Genomic DNA, 16,094 nt, shown 5'->3' with positions numbered 1-16,094 from the left:
AGCCGAACTAACGGAAGCGTAGGAACCGGTGGTGAGTTCAACTCCAAGCCCTCAGTAAAAAACGAAGATTTCAGATTAAACAAAGCAGAAAGGGGTGTTTCAATGGATCATTTATTTGAGCAACCGGCCTACTATACGAAAAAAGTAGCGGGCTTTACCATACCGTTCTCCTTAGTTTGGACCTTTGGACTCATTAGGAGCTTATTATTGTGGGAAGGGCGTCCTCTGACATTTATCATCGCGCTGGTGCTGCTGATTTTTGTGGGCTTTGCCGTTAATTTAGCGCTAGCCCATCGGCACTTGAAGCACCCCAAGCAGCAAATTTGGTTAAAGCCCTATATTTACTTAGAGACAACCATGAATTACTTAGCACTCGTTTTGACGAGTCTCCTGATGCAAATTGGGGATATTAGCTTATTATGGTCGCCCATTTTTTCCTTACCGATGATTTTACTTATTGGCTTATTTATTCTCATGCTGACTTGGTTTACCAAGCAGCAGATGCCAGAACGCGCGAAAATCGCACTGACGCAATTTGTGTTTACCTATTCGCTAATTCTGCTTGGCTTATTCCTCCTCTTGGGCTTGGTGCATTTTCTGCCCCCCGGCTGGCGGATAGCTGTGGTTATTTTATACTTGGTCATCGCCTTATTTGCGGTGACTCGTTTCTACAAGAAACGCCTGCCTAAGAATATGGCGGGTGATGAATTTTAGATGTTAGAAGGGAGGTTCCAATGGCTGTTTCCTTGCAAGAATTAGTAGAAGCCCTAGATTTAGAGGTGCTTTCTGGGGAGGAATACCTTGATCGGAAAGTCCATGTGGCTGATATTTCCCGGCCGGGCTTGGAATTGACGGGTTACTTCAATTACTATCCGGAAGAGCGGATTCAATTATTTGGCCGGAATGAATATTCCTACATGAGAAAAATGACGAGTGAGGAGCGCCTCCTTATTATGCGGCGTCTCGCCCGCAAGGAGACGCCTGCTTTCGTTTTTGCGCGCGGCTTAGAGCCGGAATATGAAGTCCTCGAGGCAGCCAATGAGAACCACTTACCCGTTTTAGGCCGCGATGCGCCGACTACCCGTCTCTCCAGTAGTTTAACGACTTATTTGCAGGAGCGCTTGGCTGAGAGAATTTCCCGCCATGGTGTTTTTGTCGATGTTTATGGGATGGGCGTGATGATCATGGGCCAAAGTGGCGTAGGCAAGTCCGAAGCCGCCTTGGAATTGATTAAAAATGGCCACCGTCTAGTCGCTGATGACCGCGTGGAATTCCACCAAAGAGACGATTATACCATCATGGGTGAGGCGCCTAAAATTCTTGAAAATATGATTGAAATTCGTGGCCTGGGTATTATTAACATTATGACCCTATATGGGGCTGGAGCTGTCCGCCAATCTCAGCAATTAAATATGATTATTGAGGTGAAAATTTGGCGCGAGGGTGACCAGTATGACCGTTTAGGCATTGATCCGGTGATGGTGGACATGTTTGATGTGCCCATCCCTAAAATTACGGTGCCTGTCCAAGTGGGCCGGAATATTTCAAGCATTGTTGAAGTGGCCGCTATGAATTTGCGGGCCAATGGCATGGGTTATAATTCGGCCACTGAATTTGAAGAACGTCTAACGAATCTCATTGAAGCCAATCGAAGGGAGAGTGTTTAATGTTAGGTCCGCTACTTAAAATTGACCCTGTGGCCTTCCACCTATTTGGCTGGCCCGTGCGCTGGTATGGGCTCATTATCGCGACGGGGATTGTTTTAGCCATCAGTTTAGCCCAGTGGGAATTTAAGCAAAGAGGTTTTGATGAAGACTTTCTCTCGGATGCTATTCTCTGGGTTTTACCCCTCGGTTTTTTAGGGGCTCGGCTTTACTATGTGCTTTTTAATTTACCTTATTACTTGGCCCATCCCGGAGAAATTATCATGATTTGGCATGGCGGCCTGGCCCTGTATGGCGGGGTCATTGCTGGGGCTTTGACCTTGTATTTTTATTGTCAAAAGCACTTCATGAATCCCTTTTTTATGATGGACTTACTCTCCCCCTACCTTTTAATGACGCAGGCGATTGGCCGTTGGGGGAATTTTATGAACCAGGAAGCCCACGGCGGTCCTGTGAGCCAAGCTTTCTTGACAGAGCAATTGCACTTACCGCATTTTATCGTCGAGGGCATGCATATCGATGGCCAGTACTACCAGCCCACCTTCCTCTATGAATCGCTTTGGAATATTGTGGGAGCAGCACTCATTTATCTGCTATCCAGACGAGACCATTCGAATTTGAAGCTGGGTGAAACGACACTCTTGTATTTTATTTGGTATGGGGTAGGGCGTTTCTTCATTGAAGGCTTGCGGACTGATAGTTTAATGTTTTTCTCCTGGCGCATTTCGCAAATCTTGTCCTTTATTCTTGTCATTTTAGCAGTCGGTTTATGGTGGTGGGGACGCCGGACGGACCCTCTGCGGCCCACGTACCGCGAGTACCCAGTTCCCCAACATTTGAAAGGATAGATATCATGGAGCAACAACGTATTGCGGTTCTCGGGGCAGGTTCCTGGGGCACTGGCTTGGCAAGTGTGTTAAGTGACAATGGCCATGACGTTTGCATGTGGACCATTGAAGCCGAACTGGCCGAGCAAATGAATGTCCAGCGGGAAAATAAGCGCTACTTGCCTGGCTTAAAGCTCAAAGATAATATTTCAGTGACGACCGATTTAAATGCTGCTCTCCTTCGGGCAGAGGTTATTTTGTTTGTCGTTCCAACAAAGGCCATTCGGGAAGTCGCCCTAAAAGTGAAGGACATTTTGGCTCAAGAAAAGCTAGCTCCCCCACTTATTGTCCATGCCAGCAAAGGCTTGGAGCAGGGTAGCCATGAGCGAATCAGTCAAATTTTAAAGGAAGTACTGCCAGCGGATAGCTACACGGGTCTGGCAATTTTATCAGGCCCCAGCCATGCGGAAGAAGTCGCCAAAAAAGATATTACCACCATCACCGCGGCCAGCGAGGATTTAGCGGTGGCCGAAACCATTCAAGACCTTTTCCTTAATGACTATTTCCGGGTCTACACGAATACGGATGTAGTCGGCGTCGAACTTGGTGGCGCCTTGAAAAATATTATTGCCCTAGCTGCTGGGGGAGTGGATGGCTTGGATTTTGGTGATAATACGAAAGCTGCCCTCATTACCCGTGGCCTTGCTGAAATCACCCGCTTTGGTTTGAGTCAGGGGGCCGATCCCTTGACTTTTAGTGGCCTTAGCGGCGTGGGTGATTTGATTGTGACGTGCAATAGCCAACACTCTAGAAATTGGCGGGCCGGCTATCAGCTAGCTCAAGGGAAAAAAGCGGCTGAAATTGAAGCAGAAATGGGCATGGTGGTGGAAGGTATTCCAACCACGAAGGCGGTTTTTGAATTGGCCCAGGACTTGGGTATTGATATGCCCATCACGCAAATGCTTTACCAAATTGTTTATGAGGGTGCAGAAGTGGATGCTTCCCTTAAAACTCTCATGCAAAGGCGGGGGAAAAGTGAAGTTCAGCTGCGCCAAGCCCTAGATCAATACTTGAAGAATCGTGAATAGGAGAGTGAAGGATGTCTCAAGAGAAAACTAATTTTGATGTGATTGTCATCGGCTGTGGCCCAGCCGGCATGACGGCGGCTTTGTATACATCGCGCTCTAACTTGGATACTTTGATTCTCGAACGCGGTGTGCCGGGCGGGGAATTACTCAGCACGGCAGATATTGAAAACTATCCCGGCTTTTCTAAAATTACCGGTCCTGACCTTGCTGATAACATGTATGAGAGTGCCATGCAATTTGGCGCTGAATATGCTTATGGGACCGTGAAGCAAATTACTCCTCAAGACGGCCAGCATGTCGTGGAAACCGATAATGGCACGTATACAGCCAAAGCTGTCATTCTAGCGACTGGTGCCACGCAAAAACACCTGAACGTGCCCGGAGAAGAAGAATATGCCGGCCGCGGCGTAAGTTACTGTGCCGTTTGTGATGGAGCCTTTTTCAAGGGCAAGAAATTAAAAGTCATCGGTGGGGGTGACTCTGCCGTAGAAGAGGGGACATATTTGACCCAATTCGCTGAAGAAGTTGCCATTATCCACCGGCGGGATACCTTGCGTGCCCAGGAGATCCTCCAGGAACGTGCCCGCGCCAACGACAAGGTGAGCTTCTTGTGGAATCGTAATGTGAAGGAAATTCTTGGCGATGACCAGCAGGTGACAGGGGTTTTAACCGTGGATAAGGCGGGCCAAGAGGAAACCTTCCCGGCAGACGGTGTCTTCATTTACATCGGCCTAAGTCCTAATACCCAGGGCTTAGAAGACTTAGGCATTACGGATGATGAAGGCTGGCTCATCACAAATGAACTCATGCAAACGACTGTGCCTGGTATTTTTGCCTGTGGTGACGTGCGGCAAAAACGCCTGCGCCAAATTTCTACGGCGGTCGGCGACGGAAGCTTGGCGGGGCAAATGGCCTACCAGTACCTCAATCAATAAAAAAGATCCGGAGCTTATCTATCGGCTCCGGACTTTTACTTAGTTTGAGATGGGGCTTGCTTCCGTGGGAGAATAAGATGTCCCGTTGGCTGAGGTAAAGGCTTGTCCAGCCGCACTCACATAAAGCTTGTCGACTTGGTAATAATGGGCAATAGTTTTGAGTAGAGCTTCTAGGCCCCCTGCATTTTTGAGCTCTTTAACCGCTTCGGAAAAATCGACAGCGACTTCCCGGCTTTGGCCGTCTTGATCGCGGTGGCTGTAGAGGCTTAGAATGTCTAAGCTAGCGGGCAAGGTCCCGGCCTCTTGGTAGGGTTTGAGCAGGCGTTTTTTCAAGGGATCATTCGTGGTGATAGAGATTTGGTCGGTAGCCGGCGTGCCTACTTCTTCTACGGGATAGAAGGTGAGTGTTTCTGTGAAATGATTGTTTTCTGCGGACAATTCAGTGGTAATTTCTAGGGGGTCGCCCTCGCCTTGAGCAAGTTTTTCAACTTTTTTAACTAAGCCAGCCTGAGGAGCGTAATACTCTAAAGTACTTTGGCCCTCAAGATGCTCTTCAACGACTAAAACGTTCGTGAATACTCCAGCGGGCGTATCGATACTGGCATCAAGACTTTTAATTTCGCGCTCTCCCGCCGGTACGGCCCATTTATGCCCCACTTGAAGCGGAGCTTGAAGTAAAATTTTTTGCTTTTCCTCATCCTTAAGGCGGTCTAAGTAATCTTCATGGACATAAAATTCAGGCATTTGAGCGCGTAGGCTAACCTCTTTTGGACTTATCGCATACAGTTTCAAGAGTGAGGTTCCGCCGTTATTCTCGCGAGTTTGCCGTAAATTGTCGCTAGTAAAATCAATCGTTTCCGTAAAAGAACTAAATTCCATGCCGTCACTGGTGTAAACGCGCTGGCCTTGGGCTTGGGGAGGGAAATAATCAACTAAAGTCTTTTCCGCGGACTTGGTGGAACTGGTTTCCTTTTCTTCTTTAGTTTGCGCTGGTGTTTCTTCCTTTACTTGACTGGTTTTTTCGGCTTTGGGAGCTGCCTCTTGGCTACTAGCCGCTTTTTGTGGTGAAGCTGGCTTTTGAGTGGTAGGATCTTCGGGTGCTCCCTGGCAACCACCGAGTAATGCTAACGTTACGGCTAATACAGCTATTTTTTTCATGATAACCCTCCTTAACTTTGGATTTTTATTATAACGAAAATCGAACCATAGCGAAAGCTATACCGACTTAGTGTAAAATTATGTTCGGTAAGACTTGAAAAATAAAAAAGGACATCTATCTTTAAGTTGAACAATAAAAAGAAAGAAGATGTCCTCATGAATGATATTATCACAGATATTCTAAAAACGGAAAATTGCTCATCTTTAGGTGGCTTTGAAGATCTTGTTTATCCGATATAAAGAATTTTTGCTGTGAATGTCTTGCAGCGGTTTTCACTCAACTTAATCATCAGTTCATTCAAAAGTACCAAGCCGAAGGCTGGAAAATTGCTCGCTATGAACCACGAACACTATTTTTTATTTTTGGTGCCGTCACTTTTAGACGTTGTCGGATGAAAAAAGAATGTCACTCTAGCTTTCTTCCCCTAGATTTGTGTTTAGGCCTAGAAGCAAGAAGTCATCTTTCTTCTCAAGTCAAAGAAAAAATTGCCCAGCTTTGTACGAAGCAAACTTTTCGTGCGACTGCAGAAGCCTTCAATGCATTAATGCCTTTTAGTATTTCGCATCAGACCGCACATCATATTGTTCAAGAAATTGGGCAAAAAATTTTAGACTTTGAGAATAAAAAGTAGAAGAGGAGAAGTTGGGTTACTCCCAAAAGCGGTCCATTCCTTTTCTATACATTGAAAGGGATGGGGTTTTAATCACTAAAAAGAAGAAAAAAGGGAACAGGACAAAACATCTTCAACTGCATCGTGTGACCCTCTATGAGGGTGTCGATCGATCCACTTCGCGGCATCAACTCATTCAAGCTCATTATTTTTCTTCTCTTCAATCAAGTTCAGCCCTTCGGGAAAAAGTTAGCCGATTTCTTAATGACCACTATGATTTAAGTCAAACGGTTGTGATCTCTAACTCAGACGGTGGCAGTGGCTATGCTGAGGAAGATTTTAACGAGATGATTGGGGTATGCCTTCGGCATGAACATTTCTGCGATAAATTTCATGTCATTCAAAAAATCAGAGCACGTCTATTTTTTGATCATAAAATGCGTCAACTCGTCATTAAAAAAGTAAGGGCTTATGATTTCGAAGGAGTTCAAGTTACTTTGGAGACCTGTGAAAGTCGCTGGCACCATCATCAGGAGTTTTTGGCTGAAATTGAAGCTCTAAGGGCTTATCTTCAAAGGAATTGGTTACTCATTAAACCAGCAGAGCAGCGAGGCTTACCAAACCATTTTTCCGGTGGCGTTTGTGAAGCAGGCCATCGGCTTTATACTTATCGCATGAAAAAGCAAGGACGAAATTGGACCCGTCAAGGCGCAGCAGCAATGGCTGCCATTATCACCGCTCAATCTAATCATTGTTTTGAAGAAGCTGTTCGATCAGATATTGAAGCTAATACAAGCCCATTTATACCCGAATATCCAGGGCTTGTTAGGGCAATACTATGTCACAGGCCGCAACAAAGTTCTTGTGGTGCCCATCAGGGCACGATTCCAAGTGAAGTGTCAAGCAGTATGGTCGGGAAATTATACCATACATTTTGTTAGCTGCTTCGCCAAAAGACACGGAGTGCGTGCTAAAGACCTGCGTTAGCAGTGTTAGCAGGCCGTCCGTATATCTGGCTCTCGGAGTGCCGATAGGGTGAGCGTAGCGAGGCCTATCCAACGACATAGAGCCAGAATAGGACGGTCAGGCGTAAGCTTCTATGAAGCGTAAGCCGGTGCCACTGCTTTTCAACGCAGCGTCCTTTAGCACAAAAACGAAGTGACTTTTGAATAATTAGATACGAGATAGAGTTCTTTATGATTGACCGAGCATTGCTTGACACTAACCTATACCGATGGAAAAAGACAGGCGGGGTAAATTTTGGTACAATAAAAATACGAGTCACCTGCGGGTGGGCTTGGCTTGAACAGGAGGAGATTAGATGGATAAGGAGCAGTTAGCAGCAGCAAAAGCACATTTGAAGCACTGGCAAGCAGCGGATATAGAGCCGGCCTTGGCCGAAGAATTAGCCCTCATAAGCAAAAGTCCAGAGTCTTATTATGAGGCTTTTTTCCAGCCCATTAAATTTGGGACTGCCGGCATGCGGGGAGAATTGGGCGTTGGGCCTAATCGTCTGAACACTTATACGGTCCGCCAGGTCACGTTGGCCTTAGCGCAATTGCTGGAAGCAGAAGGCGAAGCAGCGAAGGCTGCGGGGGTGGTCTTGGCCTATGACAATCGCCATGGAAGCACTCGTTTTGCCCGCGAGGCTGCCACCTTGTTGAGTAGCCAAGGCATTAAAACCTACCTGTTCACCGAACCGCGGCCCACACCTGAATTATCCTTTGCGGTGCGGGAATTAGGGACCTTTGCGGGTATTATGCTCACCGCCAGCCACAATCCTAAAAATTACAATGGCTATAAATTATACGGGGCGGATGGGGCGCAAATGGTGCCGAAGCATGTGGATCGCTTGCTGGCTTACCGTAAGCATCTGGATCCCTTAGCTATTGCCTTGCCAGCTTGGTCCGAAGTTCAGGTGGAAGAATTACCTCCTGCTTGGGACAAGCATTACTTAAAAGCCATTGCCCCCACGAACATTCAACCTGAACTTTTGCGGGAGGCCTCGTCCTTAAAAATTGTCTATACAGCCTTAGAAGGGACAGGCCAGGCGCTAATGACCCAAGCTTTTGCGCAGGCAGGTTATTCCCATTTGACGACAGTTTTAGAGCAAGCCCAGCCGAATGCGGATTTCGCCCATACGGCCAGCCCGAACCCTGAGGAAGCCCAGGCTTTTTCCCTAGCAAAAGTCTACGGGGAACGTGAGCAGGCGGATTTGCTTTTGGCGAGTGACCCAGATGCGGATCGCCTAGGGGCCATGGTGCCTGATGATACGGGGACTTACCAAGTGCTAACGGGCAATCAAATCGCCAGCTTACTCTTGGCTTATTGCGTAGAGGCCGCTCCCGTAAAAACTGGGCAAGTGGGCGTGCTGATGAAATCCATTGTGTCCGGTGAGCTGCCGGCTGTGATCGCTAAGAAGAAGGGCCTGAAGGTGCTTGAAACCTTGACCGGCTTTAAATGGCTGGCTGAGCAAATTGCCCTGCTGGAAGGCCAGGATCACGATCAGCTAACCCTAGCTTTTGAGGAAAGTTATGGCTTTTTACGTTTGCCCGTTGTGCGGGACAAGGATGCGATCCAAGCCGCCTTACTCCTGAGTGAAGTCGCGGCTTACCATAAAAAACACGGCCGCTCCCTCTGGCAGGCACTCACTGACCTTTTCGAAACGTATGGCTATCATTTGGAGAAAACTTTGGCCATTAAAAAACCTGGTGAGCATGGGCATGCTGAGATTAAAACGCTGCTCGCTAACTTGCGCGCCCAACCGAAAAAAACGATCGCGGGGACTTCCGTTTTAGCTTGTGAAGATTACGAGCGTGGTAAGGTGCAATGGGTCGAAGGTGGGGAGCAGACTTTATCCTTACCGCAGTCGAATGTGTTGAAATATCGTTTGGCGGATGAGACCTGGTTGGCTTTACGGCCGAGCGGTACGGAACCGAAACTAAAAATTTACCTCGGCGTTAAAAGCAAGAGTCGAGCAGAAGCCAAGGCTCGCCTCGCTCATTATGAGGCTGAGGTCAATTCGTGGTTAACCTAGGAAAGGAGGGCGAGTGATGTCAGCGCCCTTAGAATTAGTGATTATTACCGGCATGAGTGGGGCGGGGAAAACGGTGGCCTTGCAGAGTTTTGAAGATATGGGCTACTATTGCGTGGATAATTTACCACCGTCCCTGATTCCTACCTTTTGGGATTTACTGCAAAAGCAAGACGCCATTCAAAAAGTTTGCCTGGTGATTGACTTGCGGTCCCGGCAATTTTTTAAGGAATTGCAAGACACTTTTACGACTTTACAGAGTAAGCAGCATATTAAATTAACGCTCATCTATCTCGATGCCAGTGATCAAGCGGTGGTGAGCCGATATAAGGAAACCCGGCGCAACCATCCCTTGCAGCAGGCCGGGGGGACTATTTTGTCGGGAATTGAGAAGGAACGCACCCAGCTTGAGCCGGTAAGGGCCCAAGCCAACCTCATTATTGATACCACTTCCCTCAGGCCAAGGGAATTGCGCGATATGCTGATACGCGAATACCAGTCGGCTGAGCACCATATTTTTATGGTGGAGATGATTTCCTTTGGCTTTAAATATGGCTTGCCCATTGACGCCGATATTGTGATGGATGTGCGCTTCTTGCCCAATCCCCATTACGTCGATGACTTGCGCCCATTAACGGGTTTGGATGTGTCGGTCTATAATTATGTGATGGCCCAGCACGACACGGAAGTTTTCTACCAGAAACTGATTGACCTCTTGGACTTTACCCTGCCTCGCTATGAACGGGAAGGCAAGGCGAGTTTGAGTATTGCGATTGGTTGCACCGGCGGCCAGCATCGTTCCGTAGCCCTGACCGAACGCGTGGGCCAGCATATTGAGGAGGCGGGCTACCAAACGCATACGTCGCACCGAGATATTAATAAGCGGCGAAAGGCGGTGACGCGCTCATGACCCTGGGTAAAATTAGCCCCAAGGAGCACCCGCGTTTGACGGTGCTAGGTGGGGGGACAGGTCTGCCGGTTTTGCTTGCAGGCTTAAAGCGGGCGGCTTTTTCCGTCAGTGCGATTGTGACGGTTGCCGATGATGGGGGCAGTAGCGGCAGTATTCGCTCTTCCATCAAAACGATTCCCCCTGGGGATATCAGAAATTGCCTAGTCGCGCTCTCGGCCCTGCCTCCCATTTACAAGGATATTTTCCAATATCGCTTTGCCTTAACGGACCAGGAATTTTCCGGGCACACTGTGGGCAATCTCCTGATTGCAGCTGTTTCCGAGATGCAGGGCGATGTTTACCAGGCTTTGACTATGCTAGGCGAATTGATGAAGGTTCAAGGCACGGTCTTGCCAGCTTCTGAGCAAGCCTTATGCTTGCGAGCTCGTTTTCAAGATGGCGTTGAGGTGGAAGGGGAGACGGCCATTGTTGCCCGCCGCCAGCCGATTGAGCGCGTGAGTGTTTTTGCTCGTGATGCAGCGGGAAGGACGATGGAGCCGCAGGCTGGGCGAGGCGTGGTGGAAGCTATTATGAACAGTGATATGATTATTTTAGGACCTGGTTCCCTCTACACCTCGATCTTGCCTAACATTTGCATTCCTGAAATTCGCCAAGCTCTATTAAAGACAAAAGCGCCCCTCGTGTACCTAGTTAATATCATGACGCAATTAGGAGAGACCGAGCAATTTAGTGACGCTGACCATGTGCGTGTGATTCACCAGCATTTAGGGAAAAAAGCCTTAAACGCGGTCTTACTGAATAATAAAGTCGTGCCTAAAGCTTACATTCACCGTCCGGATAGTCCGGATTACCTGGTGCAGGTGAGCCATGACGCTAAGGGGCTCGCAGAAGAATGTGACCAGATTTTTCAAACCGATTTACTGGACTTAAAGCCCCAAGGTGTCTATCATGACCAGCAGAAGTTGGTGCGGGCGCTATTAAATTATTACGAAGAATTATGTTAGGGGTGAGGCAATGAGTTCCTTTGCGGCGACTGTTAAAAATGAATTAACCCGAAAAAAAGGGACAAAGGCTGAAGCCAAAGCAGAGTTAGAAGCCTTAGTCCGCATGAATGGCAGTCTAAGCTTGGTGAACCAGGGCTTTGTTTTGCAGATTCAAACGGAGAATGCAGCCATAGCGCGGCGGATTTTTTCCCTGCTTAAAAGCTTGTATCACGTGCAGGCAGAGATTGTTGTCCAGCGGAAAATGAAATTGAAGAAAAATAATGTCTATATTGTCCGTGTTCGCCACCATGTGGATTACATCTTAGATGACTTAGCAATTCTTAAAGACGGGCAAATCGGTGCCCAAGTCAGGGCGGAAACCTGGGCCAGCAAGGCGACCATCAGTGCCTATTTGCGGGGAGCCTTCCTCGCGGCCGGCTCGGTCAATAACCCTGAAACCAGTAGCTATCATCTAGAGATCTACTCCTGGCAAGCCCTCCACCAAGAGGAAATTATGGACATGTGTAATGAATACGGCCTAAATGCGCGGGGGATCAACCGGCGAGGAGGTTATATTACCTACCTCAAAGAAGCGAATAAAATTTCTGACTTCCTCGTTTTGATTGGGGCCATGAAGGCCATTATGCGTTTTGAAGATATTCGGGTCGTGCGCGACATGCGGAATGCTGTTAATCGCCTGGTGAATTGTGAAAATGCTAATCTCAATAAAACTGTCGATGCGGCTGGCCGCCAACTGGCGATGATTCGCTATATCCATGACCGTGTCGGTCTAGAAGCCTTACCTGAACGTTTACAGGATGTCGCTTGGACACGTTTAAAATACCCTGATGTAAGCATGAAGGAATTGGGCCAGCATGTGCCGAATGGTCCTATCTCCAAATCGGGGGTCAACCACCGCCTGCGGAAGATAAAAAAATTTGCGGAAGACCTCGAAAAAGATCCCTTCAAAGGGCGTTAAAAAAGTGAAGCGACGTCAAAAATGACCCGCTTCACTTTATTTTTAAGCTAAGACAGTCACCGGGATTTCCTCATTAGCGGCCGATCCTTGCTTTTTACGCAGGAAGGTGACGTCATGGACAACAATTTCAATCACATGATGAGTCACTTGCTGCTTATCCTCATAAGTCCGGCTCTGCAGGCGGCCCACAAGCCCTACTTCATCGCCTTTTTGCAAGTAAGTGTGCATTAGTTCTGCCGTCTGCTGCCAGGCCACAATAGGAATAAAATCTGCTTCACGCTCCTTTCCCTTATAGCGGTTGGGGATGGCGATGGCATTATTTAAGACCTTCGTCTCCCCATTGATTGCCGTTAATTCCACCTCGCGGGCCAAGCGCCCAATGCATTGAACTTGATTCATATCATCTACCTCCTTAACTTGTCATACACCAGCCCAGGTGATTTTCACTTCCAGCAGGAAAAATATTTTTTTAAAATTGGATTCAGCACCCGTAAGGAGGGAAAAAGCTTTCTCATACCCTTTAAGGCTACGCATGTTATAATAATAAGAAAGATAAGGGGAGGGCTTAGCATGCATTTATTGATGATTGAAGACGACGCCAGTATTACCGAAATGATGACGATGTTTTTTGAGCAGAAACAGGACTGGACAACAGAGGCTATTGCCGATGGGGAGGAAGGCTGGCAATACTTTCTCGCCCATGAAAATAATATTGAGATGATTATTTTAGACTTAAATTTACCGTCTAAGGATGGGCAAAGCATTTGCCGGGATATTCGCAAGCGCAATAAGCACGTGCCGATTATTATGTTAACGGCCCGGGATAGTGAGAGTGATCAGGTATTAGGCCTGAACTTGGGCGCAGATGATTATGTGACCAAGCCTTTCAGCCCGCTGGCCTTAGTGGCCCGCATTGAGGCCCTTTACCGGCGCTACCGCCTAGAAAAAGAAGCTGCTTTGGAAGAGGCACCTGTTGAGGAGAGCAGTGAAGAGGCCATGATTGAAACCGAGGAAGTGGCCATTAATACACGGACTAGAGAAGTACGCTATTACGGGCAAGCGGTCGATAGCTTAACACCAAAAGAATTTGATATTCTGGCCTTACTCGCCAAGCATCCCAAGCAAGTTTTTACGCGGGAGAATTTAATTGACAGCCTATGGTCAGAGCCTTTTTATGGGGATGAACGCACGATTGATGCTCATATTAAAAAATTACGCCACAAATTGGAGTCTTACGGGCCGCAGGTCATTCAAACGGTTTGGGGTGTGGGCTACAAGTACGATGAGGAGGCCTAGATTTTGCGTTATTTCTACCAATTGCTGATCGCATTTATTGTTACGATTCTTTTTACTGTTTCAGCTTTGGGTTATTCCTTACTGGTTTATTCCGACCGACAGGTAGCCCAGCAGGTAGAAGCCCGCTTGGACCAGACAGCGAGTTATTTGAATCAGCAGGGCGTGGATCCCGACTTACTGGCCCGCGTGAGTCCCTTATTGGCGAGTACCGGAACAAAGGTATATTTATATGATGAGCAGGGGAAATTACGCTATCCCAACCGCCCAGAATTGGATGTTTTACAACAATTTATTCCTGCCGAAGAAATCACTTGGGTGGAAAATGGCCATGAGTTAGGGCTTAGACCGTATGGGATGAATTTTACGAGTACCGCAAAGGCGGATAGCCTAGCCAAATTAATCCCCATAAAAAATAAGGGCCAAGCAGCCGGCTTTCTGGTCATCGGTTCGCAAACGAACCTGACGAGCAGTATGCTGGCCGCTTCCAAGCACGATCTTCTCCTTTCCCTAGGCTTGGTGGTTTTGATTACCATTGGCCTAGCGACAGGTTTTTCTTATTTCTTGAATTACCGCTTGAATCGCTTGCGGCAGGCCACTCAAAAAATTGCCCAAGGGGATTACGGCGTAGAAATTCATATGCGCGGCCAGGATGAGTTGAATGAATTGGCGCATGATTTTAACAACATGTCCCAAGCCCTCGTGGTTGCTGATAAGGAAGTTCAGCGCCAAGAAAAGTTGCGCCAGCAATTTCTGTTAGATATTGCCCATGAGATGCGTACGCCATTAACGACAATGAATGGTCTCTTAGAGGGCTTGCGCTACCATGTGATTCCTGATGAACGGCGGGGTCGATGTTTGGATATTTTGCATAGCGAAACGCAGCGGCTGACCCGCATGGTTGAGCAGAGTATGGATATTGAAAAAATCCGTGCTAATGAAATTTACTTGCATAAAATAGAACTCAAACTCGCTCCCTTCTTAGAGGGAATTGCCGAGCAATTACAAGGTCGGGCCGCTGAGAAGGACAATAAGCTGGAGGTGAGCTGCCCGGAGCATTTAACCTTATGGGCTGACCGCGACCGCCTGCGGCAAATCATTGTCAATATCACTAACAATGCAATTCAGTTTACCGAGCACGGGCAAATTCACTTGCGTGCCCAAGCCGTCGACGAAGCTGTGCAAGTTGAAATTTCTGATACGGGCATTGGCATGTCGGAGGAGCAATTGGAAAATATTTGGGAACGTTTCTACAAAGTCGATGAATCCAGACGTTCGACCCATTATGGGGAGTCCGGCTTGGGGCTCGCCATTGTCAAGCAATTGGTTCAAGCCCATGCTGCCCAAATTGAAGTTCACAGTGAATTGGGAGCGGGGAGTTCTTTTGTTTTGACTTTCCCCAAAAAGCCCCAAGACAGTAAGGAGGAAGAAGCATGAAACATTGCCAAGTAACGGCCCCAGCTGCCCAAAAGCTTAAGGCCGGGCGGCGGCTTTTAGAAGCCCAGGACTTTAAAATGCCTCTTCCCTCGGATGGCCAGTGTGTGGCACTTTATAGGAAGCAGGATTTTTTGGGCCAAGCCCTCCTCGCCCGGCATAAGCAAGGTTTAGGCTGGCTGTATACAGAGCAAACTGTGCCTTTGGATCAGGCCTATTTCAATAAAAGCCTCCACCAAGCTGTTAGCTTTCGGCAAAAGCTTTTTGCGGATCCCTTGACGAATGCCTTTAGGCTCTATAATGGGGATGGCGATGGCTTAGGGGGCTTTACGATTGATCGCTATGGCTCCTATGCGGTGATCCAATGGTATTCCCAAGTGCTCTATAATTATCGCGCGCAAATTATCAGCGCCTTAAAAACCGCTTGGCCAGCTTGCCAAGGGGTGATTGGTAAGAATCGCTTTCAAACAGGAAGCCGTTCCCTGCCTGTCAGTGAATTACTCGCTGGTGAGGAGCCGCCGGAGGCTTTTACGATTTTAGAAAATGGCGTCACTTATGTTGTGCGCTTGAATGAGCATTGGATGACGGGGATTTTCCTCGACCAACGCTCGGTGCGCCAATATGTGCAGACAGAATTAGCACCAGGCCGGCGAGTATGCAATACTTTTAGTTATACCGGCGCTTTTTCGGTAGCTGCTGCTATGGGTGGGGCGTTAGCCACGGTGAGTGTGGATGTGGCCAATCGGACGCAGGCCCTAACAGAAGAGCAATTCCAAGCAAATGGCCTAAGTTTAGAGCCGCATGTCATTCGGGTGATGGATACTTTTTCCTATTTTCGCTGGGCCAAACGCCATGATAAACATTTTGATCTGGTGATTATGGATCCCCCAAGTTTTGCCCGCCATAAGAAAGGGATTTTCAAGGCGACTCAAGATTATCGGGCCCTAGCCCAGGAGGCGTGTGCTATCCTAGCTAAGCAGGGCTATTTATTAGCGAGTACGAACGCTGCCCAATATGACCGGGCGCGCTTCAAGGCGGATATCGAGGGTGCCATGCAGGCCAGCGGACGTTCCTACCGTTTAGCTCAGGAATTTTCCTTGCCGGCCGATTTCCCAACGCCAGCCGCTTCGCCAGAGAGTGACTATTTAAAAGTATTTATCTATCAAGTGGCTTGAACC

16 protein-coding genes are annotated in these 16,094 nt (G+C 47.9%); 14 read left to right on the top strand and 2 right to left on the bottom strand.

Annotation, left to right across the window (positions count from 1 at the left end):
- The first annotated feature begins 102 nt into the window (after window positions 1-102).
- Genes WF803_RS01810 through trxB form a run of 5 tightly spaced genes read left to right on the top strand, consistent with a single transcriptional unit; the run spans window position 103 to window position 4,514 of the window.
- Complete coding sequence (locus tag WF803_RS01810) at window positions 103-714, top strand: hypothetical protein (RefSeq protein WP_489611424.1); 612 nt, start codon at window positions 103-105, stop codon at window positions 712-714.
- Window positions 715-734: 20 nt separating this feature from the next.
- Window positions 735-1,667, top strand: a complete 933-nt coding sequence (gene hprK, locus WF803_RS01805; protein WP_489611423.1) for an HPr(Ser) kinase/phosphatase — start codon at window positions 735-737, stop codon at window positions 1,665-1,667.
- Window positions 1,667-2,512 carry a prolipoprotein diacylglyceryl transferase gene (lgt, locus tag WF803_RS01800; RefSeq protein ID WP_489611422.1) on the top strand — a complete coding sequence of 282 codons (846 nt, stop codon included), beginning with the start codon at window positions 1,667-1,669 and terminating at the stop codon, window positions 2,510-2,512. The genes hprK and lgt overlap by 1 nt, the downstream gene beginning before the upstream one ends.
- 5 nt (window positions 2,513-2,517) lie before the next feature.
- Complete coding sequence (locus tag WF803_RS01795; RefSeq protein ID WP_489611421.1) at window positions 2,518-3,579, top strand: NAD(P)H-dependent glycerol-3-phosphate dehydrogenase; 1,062 nt, start codon at window positions 2,518-2,520, stop codon at window positions 3,577-3,579.
- An 11-nt stretch (window positions 3,580-3,590) separates the two neighbouring features.
- Complete coding sequence (gene trxB, locus WF803_RS01790) at window positions 3,591-4,514, top strand: thioredoxin-disulfide reductase (protein WP_489611420.1); 924 nt, start codon at window positions 3,591-3,593, stop codon at window positions 4,512-4,514.
- A gap of 39 nt (window positions 4,515-4,553) precedes the next feature.
- On the opposite strand, the gene WF803_RS01785 is transcribed toward trxB, so the two are convergent.
- A complete protein-coding gene (locus WF803_RS01785; RefSeq protein ID WP_489611419.1) occupies window positions 4,554-5,672 on the bottom strand; it encodes a hypothetical protein in 1,119 nt (372 codons plus the stop codon).
- Window positions 5,673-5,908: 236 nt separating this feature from the next.
- On the opposite strand from WF803_RS01785, the gene WF803_RS01780 reads away from it, so the two are divergent.
- The 6 genes from WF803_RS01780 to whiA all read left to right on the top strand — a co-directional run bounded on the left by WF803_RS01780 (window position 5,909) and on the right by whiA (window position 12,189).
- Window positions 5,909-6,304 carry a UPF0236 family transposase-like protein gene (locus tag WF803_RS01780; RefSeq protein ID WP_489611942.1) on the top strand — a complete coding sequence of 132 codons (396 nt, stop codon included), beginning with the start codon at window positions 5,909-5,911 and terminating at the stop codon, window positions 6,302-6,304.
- 11 nt (window positions 6,305-6,315) lie between these two features.
- On the top strand, window positions 6,316-7,224 hold the full coding sequence (locus WF803_RS01775; protein ID WP_489611418.1) for an ISLre2 family transposase: 909 nt from the start codon (window positions 6,316-6,318) through the stop codon (window positions 7,222-7,224).
- 380 nt (window positions 7,225-7,604) lie between these two features.
- On the top strand, window positions 7,605-9,320 hold the full coding sequence (locus tag WF803_RS01770) for a phospho-sugar mutase (RefSeq protein WP_489611417.1): 1,716 nt from the start codon (window positions 7,605-7,607) through the stop codon (window positions 9,318-9,320).
- A 16-nt stretch (window positions 9,321-9,336) separates the two neighbouring features.
- Window positions 9,337-10,227: an RNase adapter RapZ gene (gene rapZ / locus WF803_RS01765; RefSeq protein WP_489611416.1), complete on the top strand. Its 891-nt coding sequence runs from the start codon at window positions 9,337-9,339 to the stop codon at window positions 10,225-10,227.
- A complete protein-coding gene (locus WF803_RS01760) occupies window positions 10,224-11,231 on the top strand; it encodes a gluconeogenesis factor YvcK family protein (protein WP_489611415.1) in 1,008 nt (335 codons plus the stop codon). The genes rapZ and WF803_RS01760 overlap by 4 nt, the downstream gene beginning before the upstream one ends.
- Window positions 11,232-11,241: 10 nt before the next feature.
- Entirely contained in the window at window positions 11,242-12,189 is a 948-nt protein-coding gene (whiA, locus tag WF803_RS01755; protein WP_489611414.1) for a DNA-binding protein WhiA, read from the top strand.
- Window positions 12,190-12,231: 42 nt separating this feature from the next.
- On the opposite strand, the gene WF803_RS01750 is transcribed toward whiA, so the two are convergent.
- Window positions 12,232-12,588, bottom strand: coding sequence for a single-stranded DNA-binding protein (locus WF803_RS01750; protein WP_489611413.1), 357 nt, complete (start codon window positions 12,586-12,588; stop codon window positions 12,232-12,234).
- Between the two features lie 171 nt (window positions 12,589-12,759).
- On the opposite strand from WF803_RS01750, the gene WF803_RS01745 reads away from it, so the two are divergent.
- Genes WF803_RS01745 through WF803_RS01735 form a run of 3 tightly spaced genes read left to right on the top strand, consistent with a single transcriptional unit; the run spans window position 12,760 to window position 16,091 of the window.
- The gene (locus WF803_RS01745; RefSeq protein WP_489611412.1) at window positions 12,760-13,485 is read left to right on the top strand and encodes a response regulator transcription factor; all 726 of its coding nucleotides are present in this window, start codon (window positions 12,760-12,762) and stop codon (window positions 13,483-13,485) included.
- 3 nt (window positions 13,486-13,488) lie between these two features.
- Window positions 13,489-14,919 carry an ATP-binding protein gene (locus tag WF803_RS01740; protein WP_489611411.1) on the top strand — a complete coding sequence of 477 codons (1,431 nt, stop codon included), beginning with the start codon at window positions 13,489-13,491 and terminating at the stop codon, window positions 14,917-14,919.
- Complete coding sequence (locus WF803_RS01735) at window positions 14,916-16,091, top strand: class I SAM-dependent rRNA methyltransferase (protein WP_489611410.1); 1,176 nt, start codon at window positions 14,916-14,918, stop codon at window positions 16,089-16,091. Before WF803_RS01740 ends, WF803_RS01735 begins: the two co-directional genes overlap by 4 nt.
- The last annotated feature ends 3 nt before the right edge of the window (window positions 16,092-16,094 follow it).

The organism is Aerococcus sp. BD502 (assembly GCF_057919555.1).
This window is presented reverse-complemented; position numbering and strand designations above follow the sequence as displayed.